Genomic DNA, 15,542 nt, shown 5'->3' on the forward strand with positions numbered 1-15,542 from the left:
CCGGGCTCAGCCCGACAGCCACCCCGCCAGCTTCTCCGCAATCATCAGCGTCGGCGAATTCGTGTTGCCGCTGGTGATCGTCGGCATCACGCTGGCGTCCGCCACGCGCAGCCCCGTCACGCCGCGCACGCGCAGCCGCGAGTCGACCACGGCGTACATATCGTCCTTGCGGCCCATGCGGCAGGTGCCCACGGGGTGGAAGATGGTCGTCGCGATGTCGCCGGCCAGGCGGGCGAGCTCCTCGTCGGTCTGGAACTGCGGGCCGGGCTTGTATTCCTCAGGCTTGAAGGCGGCAAGAGCCGGCTGGGACACGATGCGGCGCGTCAGTTTCAGGCTGTCGGCAGCCACCTGGCGGTCGCCTTCGGTGGACAGGTAGTTGGGGCGGATGGCCGGCGCCACCGTTGCGTCGGGCGAGGTCGCGTAGACCGTGCCGCGGCTGCTCGGGTTGAGGTTGCAGACGCTCGCCGTGAAGGCGTTGAAGCCGTGCAGAGGCTCGCCGAAGGCGTCCAGCGACAGCGGCTGGACGTGGTATTCCAGGTCGGGCCAGATGCGGTCCGGGCTGCTGCGCGTGAAGGCGCCGAGCTGGGAGGGCGCCATGCTCATCGGGCCGCTGCGCCGCAGCGCGTATTCCATGCCGATCATGGCCTTGCCGAGCAGCGACGCGGCGCGCGTGTTCAAGGTCTTGGCGCCCTGCACCTTGTAGACGGCGCGGATCTGCAGATGGTCCTGCAGGTTGGCGCCGACGCCGGGCAGGTCCTGCTCGACCGTCAGCCCCAGGTTCTGCAGCAGGGCTCCGGGGCCGAGGCCCGAGAGCTGCAGGATCTGCGGCGAGCCGATGGCGCCCGCGGCCAGGATGACCTCGCCGCCGACATTCAGCCAGGGCTGCTCGACGCCATGCGGCGTCAGCACCTCGACGCCGCTGCAGCGCAGGCCGGCATCGTTGTGCAGCAGGCGCAGCTTGCGCACCTGGGCGCCCGTCCACAGCTCGAAGTTGGGCCGGCCCAGGGCCGTCGGACGCAGGAAGGCCTTGGCGGTGTTCCAGCGCAGGCCCTTCCTCTGGTTGACCTCGAAGTAGCCCACGCCTTCATTGGTGCCGGCGTTGAAGTCGCTGGTGGCCGGGATGCCGGCCTGGTTGGCGGCGGCGGCAAAGGCGTCGAGGATGGGCCAGCGCAGGCGCTGCTGCTCGACCCGCCATTCGCCCTTGTGGCCGTGCACGGCGGCAAAGCCTTCGGGTGCGGTCTTGGGCTTGTCCAGGCGCCAGTGGTTCTCGTGCTTGCGGAAGGCCCGCAGCACGCGCTCCCAGCGCCAGGTGTCGTCGCCGGTGACCTCGGCCCAGTGCTCGTAGTCGCGGCTCTGGCCGCGCATATAGATCATGCCGTTGATGCTGGAGCTGCCGCCCAGCACCTTGCCGCGCGGGTAGCGCAGGCTGCGGCCGTTGAGCCCCGCCTCGGCCTCGGTGTTGAAGCACCAGTCGGTGCGCGGGTTGCCGATGCAGTAGAGGTAGCCGACGGGGATGTGGATCCAGTGGTAGTCGTCCTTGCCGCCGGCCTCGATGAGGAGGATGCGCTTGTCCGGGTTGGCGCTGAGGCGGTTCGCGAGCAGGCAGCCGGCGGTGCCGGCGCCCACGATGATGTAGTCGAAACCTTGTCGTGACATTGAGCGCTAACGGGGCGTACGGGAGAGGCGGCGGGATGCAGCCCCTAGCGTACGTTACTCGGCGTCGCTGCGCCCCAGGCGGTACCAGTCAAGCTTGCGCGTGAGTGTCATCACGGTGGCGAGCACGGCGAAGAGCAGCACGGCGCCGATGACGAGGGCGGTCTGTTCGCGGCTCAGCAGCACATAGAGGGCGCCATAGAGCAGGGCGATGCCGCCGCCGAAGGCCAGGCCCCTCAGCCAGCCGCCCAGCATGGCCGCGGCGTACTGCGTCAGCACCGCCGCGGCGGCGCCGGCCGCGATCAGATAGGCCAGCAGGAAGGGCAGATGCTCCGACAGGCTGAGCAGCAGCAGGAAGAACAGGCTCAGCGCCAGGCCGACGAGCAGGTATTGCACGGGGTGCACGCGGCGGTCCGACAGCAGTTCGGTCAGCCCCACGGCGACGAAGGTCAGGGCGATGAACATCAGGCCGTATTTGATGGCGCGATCGCTCATGACGTAGGGGTTCACGGGGTCGATGAGCTCGACGGCGAGGGCGTCCAGCACCTTTCGAACTGCTGTCGAGGCCTCGGGCCGGTAAGGGGCGTCGCCGTCGGACAGGTCGGGCAGCGCATGGCCGGCCACGAGATCGGCCGCCGCCGAGCTGGCCAATGACGACACGGCCCAGCGTGCCGAGAAGCCGCTGACGCCGATCTGGTGCTCGATCGGCAGGAACTGACCCGTGAAGCTCGGGTGCGGCCAACTGGACTGCAGGGACACCTGTGTGCTGCCGGCGGCCGGCACGATGCCAAAGCGCTGGCTGCCCACGAAGTGCAGCTTCAGCGCGACGCTCAGCGGCTGGTCCAGGCGCTGGCCAGTAAGCTGGGCGTGCAGGCTGCCGCGCAACGTCGGATGCGGCGTTCCAGGGGCGACCTCGAGTGCGGCGCCTCCACGCTTGAGTTCAGCGGTTCGGATGCCTCGTGCGTCGCTCAGGGTGACGACGACCGCCGGGTCACTGCAGTTGAGCCTGCCGTTGGCATGCTCGGCCTTGGGCATCAGGCTGGCGAGTGATTCCCAGTGCGCATCGACATTCAGCTGCGCGACGTAGGTGTTGACCTTGAACAGGCCGCGGCGTCGCTCCTCCGGGCTGAGGCCTCCGTTGATCTGCAGCTTGGAAGCCGTGGCCGTCAGCCAGAAGTCGCGCGAGTCGGTGACCTCCGTTTTGCCGGAGAGGTAGGTCCAGGTTTCCTTGCAGGCGCGCACCAGCACCGGTCCTGCCAAGGCTTGAGGCCCTGCCAGCGACTGTTCCACGCTTCGCGTGGCTTCGTACTGGCGCTGTTGGCGCTCGTGCACCAGCCCGCCGATCTGGGCGAGCACGGCGCAGATGACGATAGAGACGACGGCCAGGATGGCCAGCTTGAAGAAGAGGGGGAGCTTGTTCATGCCGCCAGCATCGCCAGCGGTCGTGAGGGCATGAAGGGCTCTGTGAAGCCGCCGTGAAGTCAGCGCGGCAGGATCAGCGTCACGCGCAGGCCCGGCTCCGCGGCCTCGAAGGCCAGCCGCCCGCCATGCAGCTCGGCCACGCGTCGCGCAATGGCCAGGCCCAAGCCCGAGCCCTTGACCAGGCTGCCGGGCCGGGCCGTCGAGAAGAAGCGCCTGCCCAGCTGCGCAAAGCCCGCGGCGGGCACGCCGGGGCCGTGGTCGCGCAGGCTCAGGCGCACCGTCGTCGGCGTCGTGCTGACGCCGAGTTCCAGCGTCGAGCCGGCCGGCGCGAAGTCGATGGCGTTGACGAGGAGATTGCCCAGCGCCAGCTCGAGCAGGGCGGTGTCGGCGTCCACCGCCACGTCCTCGCGCGCCGTCCAGGCGATCTGCAGGCCCTGCTGCGCCAGGCGCGGCGCCTGGCGGTCCAGCTGCGCCTCGGCCCAGTCGGCCAGCGCGATGCGTTGGCGTTCACCCGGCCCCAGCTGGGCTTCGAGCTGGGACAGGGCCAGCACGCGCTCCACCAGCGTCTGCAGCCGGGCCGTCTGGTCCAGCACCTGGCCGGCGAAGCGCTTGCGATCCGCCTCGGGCAGTTCGTCCTGCAGCAGCTCGCCGCTGGCGCGCAGGGCGGCCAGCGGGCTCTTCAGTTCATGCGTCAGCGCACGCACATCGTGCTCGAGCTGCTCTCGGCCCTCCAGGCGGCGGCGCATGTCGTCCATGGCGACGGCCAGGTCGCCGAGCTCACCCGGCATGGTCGGCGGCGCGATGGCCTGGCCGGCCTGGGCCTGCTGGGCGAAGCGCCGCAGCCGGCGCACCGAGGCCACCAGCCACAGCGTGACGCCCACGCCCACCACCAGGCTGGTCGCCAGCAGCGCGGCCCCGGCCCAGAACACGCGCCTCTCGGCACGGTCGATGAAGCGCTGCACGCTGGCGATGGGCTTGGCGACGCTGACGACGCCCAGGGTGCGGCCATCCTTCGTGATGGGAGCGGCGACGACCAGGACCGTGCTGTCGCCGCGGCCATAGGGGCTGGCGCGGGCACCGTAGTCGCCGCGCAGCGTCAGCACCACGTCGTTCCATTGCGAATAGTCCTGCCCCACGGCGGACGGCGTGCCGGAGTCCAGCAGCACGCGGCCGCTCGCGTCGGTCACATAGATGCGCAGGTCCAGGCTCTGCTTGCGCAGCCCCCAGATCAATGCGTTCACCTCGCGCTTGACGTAGCGCTGCAGCTGGGTGGCCAGCGGTCCGTCGGCACGCGGCGGCCCGGCGGCCATCTCGTCTGCCGCAACCTCTGCCAGCAGGTGGGCCGTGTCCACCATCAGGTCTTCCATCACCTCGCGGACGCTGGGCTTGACTTCGGCCAGGAAGACCTTGAGCAGCAGCACGGCGCTGAGGCCGGCGATCAGGAAGAAGCCGAAGAAGACCCTGAGGCCGAGTCTCATGATTCGAGGGAGTAGCCCAGGCCGCGATGCGTCTTGATCGGGTCGCGGCCCGGCGAGGCCTCGCGCAGCTTGGCGCGCAGCGTCTTGATGTGGGTGTCGACGGTGCGGTCCGTGCTTTCGGCGCTGCTGCCCCAGACGGCGTCGAGCAGGGTGTCGCGGCTGTGGATGCGCTGTGGCGCGCGCAGCAGATGGGTCAGCAGGCCCAGCTCCAGCTTGGTGAGGGACAGCGGCACGCCGTCCAGGCTGACCCGCGTGCCGTCGATGGAGAAGCCCAGCGTCGGCGCCGGCGTGGCCTGGGCGCGGCGCAGCAGGGCCCGCACGCGGGCCACGAGCTCGCGCGGGCTGAAGGGCTTGGCGAGATAGTCATCGGCGCCCAGCTCCAGGCCGAGCACGCGGTCCATCTCCTCGCTGCGCGCGCTCAAGACGATGACGGGCAGGCGCGAGAGATGTGATAAGGGCCCGTGGCGCAGCTCGCGGCACAGGTCCAGGCCGTGGCCGTCGGGCAGGCCGATGTCGAGGATGAGGAGCTCGGGCGCGGGCGACTGCCGCAGGCGCTCGCGGGCCTCGGCCAGCCAGGCCTTGTGCTCGACGATGAAGCCCTCCCGCCGCAGCGCGAACGCGACGGTGTCCGCGATGGCGGGGTCGTCCTCCAGCAGCAGGATGGTCATGAGCGCTCGAGCCGGCCCATGGCTCTAGCCCACGGTCCGCGCGGCCAGCACGGGGAAGAGCTTGATGAGGCCGTCGGCCAGCAGCTCGACGGCCAGGGCCGCGAGGATGAGGCCCATCAGCCGCGTCATGATGTTGATGCCGGTCTGGCCCAGCACCTTGGCGATCTTGCTGCTGGCCGAGAACACGATGAAGGTGACGCCCGCGACGACGACGCCATAGCCGCACAGGATGGCCAGCTCCCACCAGACGCGCGTCTTGTCCGCATAGATGACCATGGTGGAGATGGTGGCCGGCCCGGTCAGCAGCGGGATGGCCAGCGGCACGACGGCGATGCTGGCGCCGGCGTCGGCCTTGGTGTTGCCCTCGGACACATCCTCCTTGCGCGCCTCCGCCGGCTGGGCGTTGAGCATCTGCAGCGAGCTGATCAGCAGCAGGCAGCCGCCGCCCACCTGGAAGCTGGCCAGCGAGATGCCGAAGAACTCGATGATCTTCAGCCCGAACAGCGCGCTGAGCGCGATGACGATGCCGGCCGTGCTGGCGCTGACCAGGATGGTCTTGCGCCGCTGCTGGCGCGAGAAGGCGGACGTGAAGTGGATGAAGAAGGGCACCACGCCGACGGGATTGACGATGGCCAGCAGCGCAACGAGGGGCTTGTAGATGTCCATGGCGGGCGATTGTGAGTCAGCTCCTTATCATCCGCCGCGCGGCCTCTGCCCGAGGTCTTTGCGAGCCTTCACCGGCAAGCGCTCCGGGGCAACCCCGGGGGTTGTGAATCTCCCGTCCAGCAGGGCGTGAGGCGGTTGGCGCGCAAGCGCCAGGCAGCTCACGCATCACCCGTCGCTCGGGCAGTGAGCCGCATCTTTTTCAGGGAGACAACAGGGGTTGGACAAAGCCCGCACCATGACCGCCAGGGCCCTGGCCCGCGCGATGCTGGCCGGCCCTCGCCATGAGGACGCCCTGGCGGCGCGCATGGCCGTCTGCCTGGAGCAGCGGCCGCCCTGGCTTGCCGGCCTGGCCCGCGCGATGGCGCGTATCCCCGGCGAGGTCTGGCGGCGACTGGACGTGCAGTCCCTGGGCGAGCGCGTTGAAGGGCATGAAGGCTTTGCCAAGGCCTGGGCCGGCAAGGACAGGCCCGAGGCGCGCCGCTGGTTGCTGCATTCACCTGACGAGTTGGCACCCGCGCCCCCTGGGCTGGAGCGCCCGCACTGGCCCACCGTCGGCGCGCTGGCGCGGGGCCTCGGAATGACCGCGGCGGGCCTGTGGCGGCTGAGCCTGCCGGCGGATTGGCAGCGCCGCCGGCCGCTCGCGCAGCAGCACTACCGCCAGGTGCTCGTGCCCAAGCGCGGCGAAGGTGCCGGCTGGCGGCTGCTGGAAGTGCCGGCGCCGCATCTGCGCGCCGTGCAGCGCCGTTTGCTGACGCAGTTGTTGAACGGGTTGCCGCCGCATGCCGCGGCCTTCGGCTACGCGCCTGGCCGTTCGGTCGTGCAGCATGCCGCCCTGCATGCCGGCCAGGGCCGGGTCTTGCGCTTCGACCTGAGTGACTTCTTCTCGACCGTGAGGGCCGCCCGCATCCACGCGCTGTTCAAGACACTGGGCTATTCGACGGCCGTATCCCGCTCGCTGACGGCGCTGTGCACGACTTCCGTGCCGCAGGCCTGGCTGCGCACCGAAACGCGGCTGAGCTGGCAGCACAAGCAGCGCCTGCGCGACGCCCATCTGCCCCAAGGCGCGCCGACGTCGCCGGCATTGGCCAATCTCTGCGCCTTCGGCCTGGACGCGCGCTTGAGCGGGCTGGCCGAGAGCTTGGGCGCGCGCTACAGCCGCTATGCCGACGACCTCGTTTTCTCGGGCCCCGCATCCCTGCCCGGCCGGACCATCGCGGCCTGGGTTGCCGCCATCGCTGCCGATGAGGGCTTTGCCGTCAACCCGCGCAAGACGCGCAGCCTCGGGGTTGCGCAGCGTCAGTCGGTCTGCGGCATCGTCGTCAACCGGCAGCCCAATCTGCCGCGCGACGAGTTCGACCGCCTCAAGGCCATCCTGCACCGCTGTGTGGTCCACGGGCCGGCGAGCCAGGACCGCGATGGCCATGCCGACTGGCGCGCCCATCTGCTGGGCCGCGTCGCCTGGGCAGCTCAGCTCAATCCCGTCAAGGCCGAAAAACTCAAGTCCCTGCTCGATCGCATCGATTGGTCGCGCTGAGCCCGCGCAGATAGTCCAGCCCCGCCGCGCCGCGCGCGCCCCACCAGCTCAGCAGCTCGCCGTCGACGAGCTGCACCCGGGCCTGCGGGCACAGCGCCTGGGCCTCGGCGATGTGCGTGGCATCGAAGCGATAGGGTTCCGAGCTCAGCAGCACCCGGTCGATGTCGTGAAGCCAGGGCTCAAGGCCGGAGAGCGCCGGGTAGCGGCCGGCGCCGTGCTCGCCGCCCCGCACGTCGGGCCAGCTGCGCCAGCCCACCTCGGCCAGCAGGGTCGAGACATAGGTGTCGCGCGCCACCGTCATCCAGGGGTCGCGCCAGATCAGGTAGAGCACCTTCTCTGCTCGCCAGGCTTGGCCGCGGCAGCGCGCCAGCGCGATCGAGAACTCGGCCGACAAGGCGGCCGCGCGCTCATTGACGCCGGGCTGGTCGGCAAACGCGCTGCGCAACTGCTCGAACAGGGCCAGGTTGTCCTCGGGCCGGGTCGGATGGGTCACGATGACCTCGGGGACGAACTCGCCAAAACCTTGAAGGAGGGCCTCGGCCGTCTCCAGCCGGTTCTCGTCGACATTGACGATGACATGGGTGGGCGCGAGCTTGCGGAGTTTGGCGAGGTTCACGTCCTTGGTGCCGCCCACCTTGGGAACACCCTTCACGACGTCGGCCGGGTGGATGCAAAAGCCTGTGCGGGCCACCAGGCAAGGCTGCAGTCCTAGGGCCACCAGCGTCTCGGTGGCGCTGGGCACCAGCGACGCGATCCGCGGCGCCGTCATGCCTGTTCCGTCACCGCCAGATAGACCGCGCAGCAGCCGCGCAGCCAGACCAGGGTGGGCAGGACCAGGGCGATGGCGAAGACGACGCCGCCGCCGATCAGCGCGGCCATGCCGAGGGCGCCGCCCTCCAGCGGCACGCCGCTGGCGCCGAAGCCGCGCGGGCCCAGGCCCATGACGCCGGCCAGCAGCTGGCGGGCCGGCAACTCGATGCCGGCGCCCAGGATGGCCAGGCCGGCCATCAGCCGGCTGCCGCCGACGACGACGAAGCTGATGGCGGCGGTGGCCAGGGCCGTCATCAGGTAGACGGCGGCCATCAGCAGGGCCGTTTCGGGCAGGCCATGGCGCAGGCGTTCGCGCAGGAAGCCCAGCACGCCGGCGCTGCGCCGCCCGGCCCAGACCGCCGGCCCGGCCAGCGGCCCGACGAGGACGACGAGCACGAAGCTGAGGCTGCCCAGGGCCAGCACGCCCAGCGGCAGCACGACGGCCAGCAGGGGGGCGCCGACAACGGGCAGGCGCGTCGCCCACAGCAGGCCGGCCAGGGCCAGCACGACGGCGCCGGCCACCGCCAGGCAGGCCAGCAGGGCCAGCAAGACGCGGTGGGCGCTGCGCAGCGCGTCGGCCAGGGCGTCCTGGGGGTCGCGTACCGGCAGGCCGCGGGCCTGGTCCATCAGCATCAGGCCGGTGGCATTGACGCCGAAAAAGGCGACAGCCAGGGCCAGGCCCAGCCAGAGGGCGCTGAGCAGGTTCTGTTCGCGCAGCAGGGCCGATTGCGCCATGGCGACCAGCAGGCCGGCCATGCAGAAGCTGGCCAGCAGGGCATAGAGGGCGCGCAGATTGCGCGATGCGTCGACGCTGGCGAGGACGCGGGACAGGGCAAAGATCAGGCTGGAGGTCATGAAATCACGCTCGGGCGGCGATGGTATCGATGACGGCAAGGTGATGCGCCCGAATCGCCAGGGTTTGTGCTAGCTCGTAAAAACAACACTTGTAAGAGTGCCGTTCCTCAATCTCTTGACCCCGCCACCATAATCAATTGCCTGTGTCTGGACGCCGCACCTTCGCTTGAATGGTTCACGATGGGTTGAAGCTCCACATGGTTTTTTGGTTTTGAGAAGAGAAGGGCTTCCCCATGGGAAACAAGCTTTACGTGGGCAATCTCGCCTACAGCGTGCGTGACGAATCGCTGCAAGAAGCGTTCGGTCAGTTCGGGACCGTGACCTCCGCAAAGGTCATGATGGATCGTGAAACCGGTCGCTCCAAGGGTTTCGGCTTTGTCGAGATGGGTTCGGATGCCGAGGCGCAAGCCGCCATCAACGGCATGAACGGACAGGCCCTGGAAGGCCGCGCCATCGTCGTCAACGAGGCTCGTCCTCGTGAAGAGCGTCCTGGCGGCTTCGGCGGCGGCGGTGGCCGTTCCGGCGGCGGCGGCTACGGTGGTGGTGGCGGCTACGGTGGCGGCGGTGGCCGTTCCGGTGGCGGCGGCGGCTACGGTGGTGGCGGCGGCGGTTACGGCGGCGGTGGCGGCGGCTACGGTGGTGGCGGCGGTGGCCGCTCCGGTGGCGGCGGCTACGGCGGCGGCGGCGGTGGCCGTTCCGGCGGTGGCGGCGGCTACGGTGGTGGCGGCGGTGGCTACGGCGGCGGTGGCCGTTCCGGCGGCTACTGATCCCCGACCGACCTCGCAAGAGATCTGAGCAAAGCGCCCTTCGGGGCGCTTTGTCATTTCTGGAGGACGCCCTCTAGTCGTGGGCCGAGCGCTGGGCTCGCCCGCGTTCAGCGGGGCGAGACCGGACGAGGGCTCAATACCCCAGCGTCGCCTTGGCAAAGACTTCGCTGGCGCGCACGCTGCCGGGCTGCTCGCGGGCCCGGTTCAGGCCGACGCTGAGGACGCGGGACAGGCCGACGCGGTGCTGGAACATCAGGGACAGCACCCGTCCCGTCTCGTTCGATGCAGCCAGGTTGGCCGCGGCATCCTCGCGGCGGTTGAGGCGGGTCTGCTGGTGGATGAGGCGCAGCGAGTCGCGCGGGCTCAGGTGGAGTACCACCAGGCTCTGGGCGCTGCGGTCCGTGAAGGCGCGGCGGCCGTCCGGTGCGTCGACCCAGCCCAGGCCGAAGCGCTGCTCGAATTCCAGCCACAGCCCGGCCGGCAGCGGCAGGCGCATCTGCGTCATGACCTGACCCTGCGCGCCGAGGCCGACGCGGTCGGCATCCACGTCCAGGCGCCGGCCCCATTCGATCTCGCCATCGACATAGGTCCACACCTCGCCCGGGTTGGACTCGATGCCCAGCAGCAGCGTGCGTGTGGGGTGCAGCCGGCCGCCGCTCTTGGCGCGGTGGCTGTCCAGGCCGACGTGGCCCCAGACGTTGGTGTTGCGCGCGGCGGCGAACCAGAAGCTCGGCTGGAACAGCCGGTCGACGATCTGGCCCGCCGCGACGCCCAGCAGCGGGTCGTGCAGCGTGCGGGTCTCCTGCACCTTCAGCTGCACCTCGTGGTCGTGCATGTCGATGCCAGCGAACTCGCGTGGCCCCAGGCGCAGATAGCCGAAAGCCGACGCGCGACGGATGCCGCTCTGGCTGACGAAGCCGTTGTCGTTGGCGAAGCGGGCGCTGATCTCCTCGACATTGACGTTGGCGACCCAGTCCGCGTCGCGATGGCGCCAGCCCAGCCAGGCGCGGTGGCCGCGCTCGCGCTGGACGCGCAGCACCTGGCCGCCGGCGTCCAGGCCCAGCGTCGTGCCCGACAGCAGCAGGTGGCCGCGCAGCTGATCGGTGTCGCCCGCCCGCCAGACGCCGTCGCTGCCGACGACCTGGGTGGTCAGCCCATTGCCGAAATCGCGCAGTGACAGCAGGCCCGCCAGACCCAGGCCGCCGAACTGCATGCGGCCGCGTGCGAAGCTCGCCTGGGAGCCCTCGGGCTGTACGCCGGCGCGCGTCGCGAAGGCGCCGGCGCGCAGCAGGGTGCCACCGCCGGCATCGCGCAGGTGCAGGGCCGTGGCCTCGGCGCCAGCACCGCGCCAGGTGGCGCGCAGGCCCCAGTCGGGGTCGGTGATGGCCCGCGTGTAGAAGGCCGCCAGGCTGCGGTTCTCGCCCGACTCGTCCGGCTGCGTGGGGCCGACGACGTCGGCGCTCTCCAGGAAAAAGGGGCGCTTCTCCGGCACGCTGAGGGCGAAGCGGGTGTTGCCGGCGAGCTGCGGGGCATCAATCTCGACCTGGGAGAAGTCGGGGTTCAGCGTCGCGTCGATGACCCAGTCGGCGCGCGGCCGCCACTTGAACTCGGCACCCAGCGAGGCCTTGCGCGAGCGGCGTGTGCCATCAGACTCGCTGCTGTCGCGCGACGAGCGCAGGGTCAGCTCCGGGCGGAAGCTGATGAAGCTGCGCTCGCGAACCTGTTCGACCAGATCACCCAGGCCTTCCAGCGGCTGCAGCTCGGCGATGAAGCTCAGCGCGTCCTTGGTCAGCGCCTGCGCGCTGACGTCCACCCTGCGGTCGTCGCGCGGGATGTTGCGCGCCACCATGAGTCGCCAGGGCGCACCGTCGGTGTGAGGGAAGCGCAGCGTCGCCAGCGGCCAGCGCAGCTCGATGCTGTAGCCATCGGGCAGGCGGGTCGCGGCGGCCTCGACGTCGAAGTCGGGCGCCGAGTCCTCGGTGTCCTCCTCGGCCGAGGACAGGCCGTCCTCGACGACGCCGGCGGCACTGATGCGCACATATTGCGCCGTGCGCCGGTGGCCGACGGGATCGATGAAGACGGTGATGGCGTCCTGGTCGGCCTTGACCTGGTCGCGGCGGGCCAGCGGCGCGCGGATGCGGCCGGGCTCCGGGTCCCAGGCGCGGATGCCGAAGACCAAGGCGTCGTCGGTGACGAGCACCTGCACCGTCGTGCGCCAGCGCGCAGGCTGCTTGTCGGCGGGCAGGAACTGGGCAAAGCGCTCGTAGACGGGCGCGCGCAGCCAGGCGGCGTCATCGAGTCGGCCGTCGATGACGGGCCGGGCCTCGCCGCTGGCCAGGCGCAGCGCGGTGGGGTGCTGAAGTTCGGGGGCATTGCCCCAGGCAGGCAGGGCCAGGGCAAGCAGGCCCGAGCCGAGGAGGCGGAAATTCATGAAGGTCGTCCGAGATCGGCTGCCGCGCGGGGCGGGGCAGCGGGAATCAGGTGGGCGTGCGCGGAGCGCAGCCGGCGAGCGGCACTGACGTGAGCGTCAGCGCGCGGGCACTAGCAGGGGTGAAGCACCTTGGCCATGATGTCCTCCTCGGCTGCGTCGGTGCAGCTCTCGGTACGAAGTGGCGCAGTGTAGCGAGGGTCTACTCGCTTGCGCGCTTCTTGCGCGGCCGGCTCCCCAACGCGCGGTCGTAGAGCCAGTTGGGCAGCAGGCGCAGAACCTTGGCCAGGACGCCCATCTGCCACGGAATGACGCGGTAGCTGACCTGGGCACGGATGCTCCTCACGGCCTGATCGGCGAAGTCCTCGACCTGCATCAGGAAGGGCATGCTGTAGCGGTTGCCGCGCGTCAGCGGCGTGTCGATGTAGCCCGGCAGGATGGTGACAACGCGCACACCGAACGGCCGGCATTCGCCGCGCAGGCTCTCGCAATAGGCGACGACGGCCGACTTGCTGGCGCAATAGGCCCCATGCCCCGGCAGGCCGCGGATGGCCGCGACGCTGGCCACGCCGACCAGGGTGCCCGAGCGGCGCTCGCTCATCGCGGCGACAAAGGGGTGGAAAGTGGCGGCCAGGCCGACGTTGTTGGTCTCGAAGGTGCGGCGCATGACCTCGAGGTCGTCGAAGTGCGTCGTGTCCATGCCGATGCTGATGCCGGCATTGGCAATCACCACATCGGGCAGGCCTTGCGCGGCGATGCATTCGCGGCCGATGCGGGCCATCGCGTCCAGATCAGCCACGTCGGCACCGTAGACCTTGAAGCGCGCGGCGTCCAGCCTCTGCTCGGCGGCCCAACGTTCCACTTCAGCGGTGCGGCGCGCCACCAGCGCGAGGCGGGCGCCGTCGCGGTAGTAGCGCATCGCCAGGGCCTGGCCGATGCCGCTGGAGGCGCCGGTGATGAAGACGAGTTCGCTCATCGCGCGCCCTTGGAAAGGATCTGGCCCTGGGCCTTGCCCGTGAAGCGGACCTGGCCAGTCAGGTGGCGGTACTCGAAGTTCTGCGCGTTCAGCGTCGAGCCGCCCTGGCGGATGGTGACGGGCAGGTGGGAGCGCAGGATCTCGCTGTTGGACAGGGCCTGCAGGAACTCGCCGCGCACGTCCAGCAGGGCCGCCGCGTTCTCGCCGGCGCCGGGCGGCAGGCGGCGCAGATGCACATTGCCGATGAGCTGCATGTCGCTGCCGTCGCCATTGCTGATGGCGCGGTTGGCGTCGGCGATGGCCAGGCTGCCGTCGGGCGCCACGGCGCGCACGCGGGCCTTGTCGATCTCGACGGTGTCGGTGTCCGGGTAGTGGCGCAGTTCGGCGCCGGCGATCTGAACGCGCATGCGGCCATCCGCGGCGATGCGCTGGATCTCGAAGTTGGCCATGCGGTAGTCCGGTACATGGCGCGGTGGCGCGATCTCGCCCGGCGCGTCGATCAGCGGCGTGTTCTTGACCAGCCACCAGGTGCCGCTGGCCAGCACGGCCATCATCAGCAGCGGCAGGTAGTTGGACAGCAGGCTCTGCGCCCGCCACAGCCAGGGGCGTGGCTTCTGGCGGCGGGGTGCCGGCACCGGCAGCGCAACGGGCGTCAAGGCGAACGGCCTCCGTCCAGCGTGTCGTGGTGGGCGTTGAGCAGGCGTTCGTAATGGCCGGCCGCCATCAGCAGCACGTCGCAGTACTCGCGGGCGGCGCCATGGCCGCCGGCCGCCTTGGTGACGTGGTGGGCGATGGCCAGCACCTCGGCATGGGCGCCGGGTGGGGCGCAGGCAAAGCCGGCTCGCATCATCAGCGGCAGGTCGGGCCAGTCGTCGCCCATGACCGCGACCTCGTCCCAGCTGGCGCCGAGCTGGGCCAGCAGCGGCTCGGCCACGGCGAGCTTGTCGCGCGCGCCATAGGCGGCGTACTGCAGGTCCAGGTCGGCGACGCGGCGGCGCACGGCCGGGCTGTCGCGGCCGGTGACGATGACGGGCGTGATGCCGACCTGCTGCAGCGACTTCAGGCCATGGCCGTCCAGCGTGTTGAAGGCCTTGAACTCCTCGCCGCTCTCGCCGATGTAGATGCGGCCGTCGGTCAGCACGCCGTCGACGTCGAAGATGGCCAGCTTGATGGCGAGGCCGCGGCCCTGGGCCTTGACCAGCAGTTCGGGGGGAAAGCGTAGAGCGGGCCGCATCAAATTACCTTCGCACGCATGAGATCGTTGATGCTGATGGCGCCCAGCAGGTGCTGGTCGGCATCGACGACGAGGACGACGGTGATGCGGGCGGCTTCCATCAGGTCGGCGGCGTCGACGGCGAGGGCCTCGGCGCTCACGGTGCGCGGCTTGGCGTGGGCGACCTCGGCGGCGGTCAGCGCGCGCAGGTCGCGCCCCTGCTCGACGAGGCGGCGCAGGTCGCCGTCGGTGAAGATGCCGACAACGCGGTCGTCGGCGTCGACGACGACCGCCATGCCCAGGCCCTTGGCGCTCATCTCGCGCATCAGGTCGGTGAAGGGCGTGCCCGCCGCCACGCGGGGCAGGGTCTCGCCGCTGCGCATCAGGTCGCGCACATGGGTCAGCAGCTTGCGGCCCAGGGCGCCGCCGGGATGCGAGCGGGCGAAGTCCTCGGCCTTGAAGCCGCGGGCGTCCAGCAGGGCCACGGCCAGGGCGTCGCCCAGGGCCATCTGGGCTGTCGTGCTGGCGGTGGGCGCGAGCTGCAGCGGGCAGGCTTCCTCGGCCACGGCGCTGTCGAGCACGACATCGGCATGGGCAGCCAGGCTGGACTGCGCGCGCCCCGTCATCGCGATGACGGGCACGCCCAGGCGCTTGAGCACGGGCAGGATGGCGTTGAGCTCGTCGCTCTCGCCGGAATTGGACAGGGCCAGCACGACATCGCCGCCGGTGACCATGCCGAGATCGCCATGGGCAGCCTCGGCGGGATGGACGAAGAGGGCGGGCGTGCCGGTGGAGGCCAGCGTCGCGGAAATCTTGCGGCCCACATGGCCGCTCTTGCCCATGCCCATGACGGCGACACGGCCCTTGCAGGCCAGCACCAGCTGCACGGCGGCGGCGAAGGCATCGCCCAGGCGAGGCGCCAGCTCGGCGAGGGCGCGGGCCTCGACCTCGAGGGCCTGGCGGCCGATGCGCACGGCGCGCTCGGCGGCAAAGACGGGAGAACTCATGCGGCCAGTGTAGACAAGGCCCCGCCCAAGCTCGCCGCCGTGACCTCCGGCCGGTTTCCAGGCCC

Annotated in this window: 14 protein-coding genes; 2 read left to right on the forward strand and 12 right to left on the reverse strand. The window is 70.6% G+C overall.

The window, feature by feature from the left end; translation table 11 throughout:
• Positions 1-6: 6 nt before the first annotated feature.
• From AC07OY_RS15530 to AC07OY_RS15550, 5 genes are read right to left on the reverse strand one after another with little or no spacing between them, the layout of a single operon-like run.
• Positions 7-1,656, reverse strand: a complete 1,650-nt coding sequence (locus tag AC07OY_RS15530; RefSeq protein WP_495043491.1) for a GMC family oxidoreductase — start codon at positions 1,654-1,656, stop codon at positions 7-9.
• 54 nt (positions 1,657-1,710) lie between these two features.
• On the reverse strand, positions 1,711-3,075 hold the full coding sequence (gene creD / locus AC07OY_RS15535) for a cell envelope integrity protein CreD (protein ID WP_495043492.1): 1,365 nt from the start codon (positions 3,073-3,075) through the stop codon (positions 1,711-1,713).
• A gap of 59 nt (positions 3,076-3,134) precedes the next feature.
• The gene (gene creC / locus AC07OY_RS15540; RefSeq protein WP_495043493.1) at positions 3,135-4,553 is read right to left on the reverse strand and encodes a two-component system sensor histidine kinase CreC; all 1,419 of its coding nucleotides are present in this window, start codon (positions 4,551-4,553) and stop codon (positions 3,135-3,137) included.
• A complete protein-coding gene (gene creB, locus AC07OY_RS15545; protein ID WP_495043494.1) occupies positions 4,550-5,221 on the reverse strand; it encodes a two-component system response regulator CreB in 672 nt (223 codons plus the stop codon). Before creB ends, creC begins: the two co-directional genes overlap by 4 nt.
• Before the next feature lie 24 nt (positions 5,222-5,245).
• On the reverse strand, positions 5,246-5,887 hold the full coding sequence (locus AC07OY_RS15550) for a MarC family protein (RefSeq protein ID WP_495043495.1): 642 nt from the start codon (positions 5,885-5,887) through the stop codon (positions 5,246-5,248).
• Positions 5,888-6,122: 235 nt separating this feature from the next.
• On the opposite strand from AC07OY_RS15550, the gene AC07OY_RS15555 reads away from it, so the two are divergent.
• On the forward strand, positions 6,123-7,421 hold the full coding sequence (locus AC07OY_RS15555) for a reverse transcriptase family protein (protein WP_495043496.1): 1,299 nt from the start codon (positions 6,123-6,125) through the stop codon (positions 7,419-7,421).
• Here the strand turns inward: AC07OY_RS15555 and AC07OY_RS15560 are convergent.
• Complete coding sequence (locus AC07OY_RS15560; RefSeq protein WP_495043497.1) at positions 7,384-8,190, reverse strand: helical backbone metal receptor; 807 nt, start codon at positions 8,188-8,190, stop codon at positions 7,384-7,386. The genes AC07OY_RS15555 and AC07OY_RS15560 overlap by 38 nt on opposite strands.
• Positions 8,187-9,086 (reverse strand): hypothetical protein, encoded by a 900-nt coding sequence (locus AC07OY_RS15565; protein WP_495043498.1) that lies wholly within the window; start codon positions 9,084-9,086, stop codon positions 8,187-8,189. Before AC07OY_RS15565 ends, AC07OY_RS15560 begins: the two co-directional genes overlap by 4 nt.
• Before the next feature lie 233 nt (positions 9,087-9,319).
• On the opposite strand from AC07OY_RS15565, the gene rbp reads away from it, so the two are divergent.
• The gene (rbp, locus tag AC07OY_RS15570; protein WP_495043499.1) at positions 9,320-9,853 is read left to right on the forward strand and encodes an RNA-binding regulator; all 534 of its coding nucleotides are present in this window, start codon (positions 9,320-9,322) and stop codon (positions 9,851-9,853) included.
• A gap of 133 nt (positions 9,854-9,986) precedes the next feature.
• Here rbp and AC07OY_RS15575 read toward each other — a convergent pair whose 3' ends face one another.
• The 5 genes from AC07OY_RS15575 to AC07OY_RS15595 all read right to left on the reverse strand — a co-directional run bounded on the left by AC07OY_RS15575 (position 9,987) and on the right by AC07OY_RS15595 (position 15,477).
• Positions 9,987-12,284 carry a carbohydrate binding family 9 domain-containing protein gene (locus AC07OY_RS15575; protein WP_495043500.1) on the reverse strand — a complete coding sequence of 766 codons (2,298 nt, stop codon included), beginning with the start codon at positions 12,282-12,284 and terminating at the stop codon, positions 9,987-9,989.
• A gap of 199 nt (positions 12,285-12,483) precedes the next feature.
• The gene (locus AC07OY_RS15580) at positions 12,484-13,257 is read right to left on the reverse strand and encodes an SDR family oxidoreductase (protein ID WP_495043501.1); all 774 of its coding nucleotides are present in this window, start codon (positions 13,255-13,257) and stop codon (positions 12,484-12,486) included.
• Entirely contained in the window at positions 13,254-13,913 is a 660-nt protein-coding gene (gene lptC, locus AC07OY_RS15585) for an LPS export ABC transporter periplasmic protein LptC (protein ID WP_495043502.1), read from the reverse strand. The genes AC07OY_RS15580 and lptC overlap by 4 nt, the downstream gene beginning before the upstream one ends.
• On the reverse strand, positions 13,910-14,491 hold the full coding sequence (locus AC07OY_RS15590) for a KdsC family phosphatase (protein ID WP_495043503.1): 582 nt from the start codon (positions 14,489-14,491) through the stop codon (positions 13,910-13,912). Before AC07OY_RS15590 ends, lptC begins: the two co-directional genes overlap by 4 nt.
• On the reverse strand, positions 14,491-15,477 hold the full coding sequence (locus tag AC07OY_RS15595) for a KpsF/GutQ family sugar-phosphate isomerase (RefSeq protein WP_495043504.1): 987 nt from the start codon (positions 15,475-15,477) through the stop codon (positions 14,491-14,493). Before AC07OY_RS15595 ends, AC07OY_RS15590 begins: the two co-directional genes overlap by 1 nt.
• Positions 15,478-15,542: the final 65 nt, after the last annotated feature.

The sequence above is a fragment of the Roseateles sp. GW821-FHT09H10 genome (assembly GCF_059415865.1).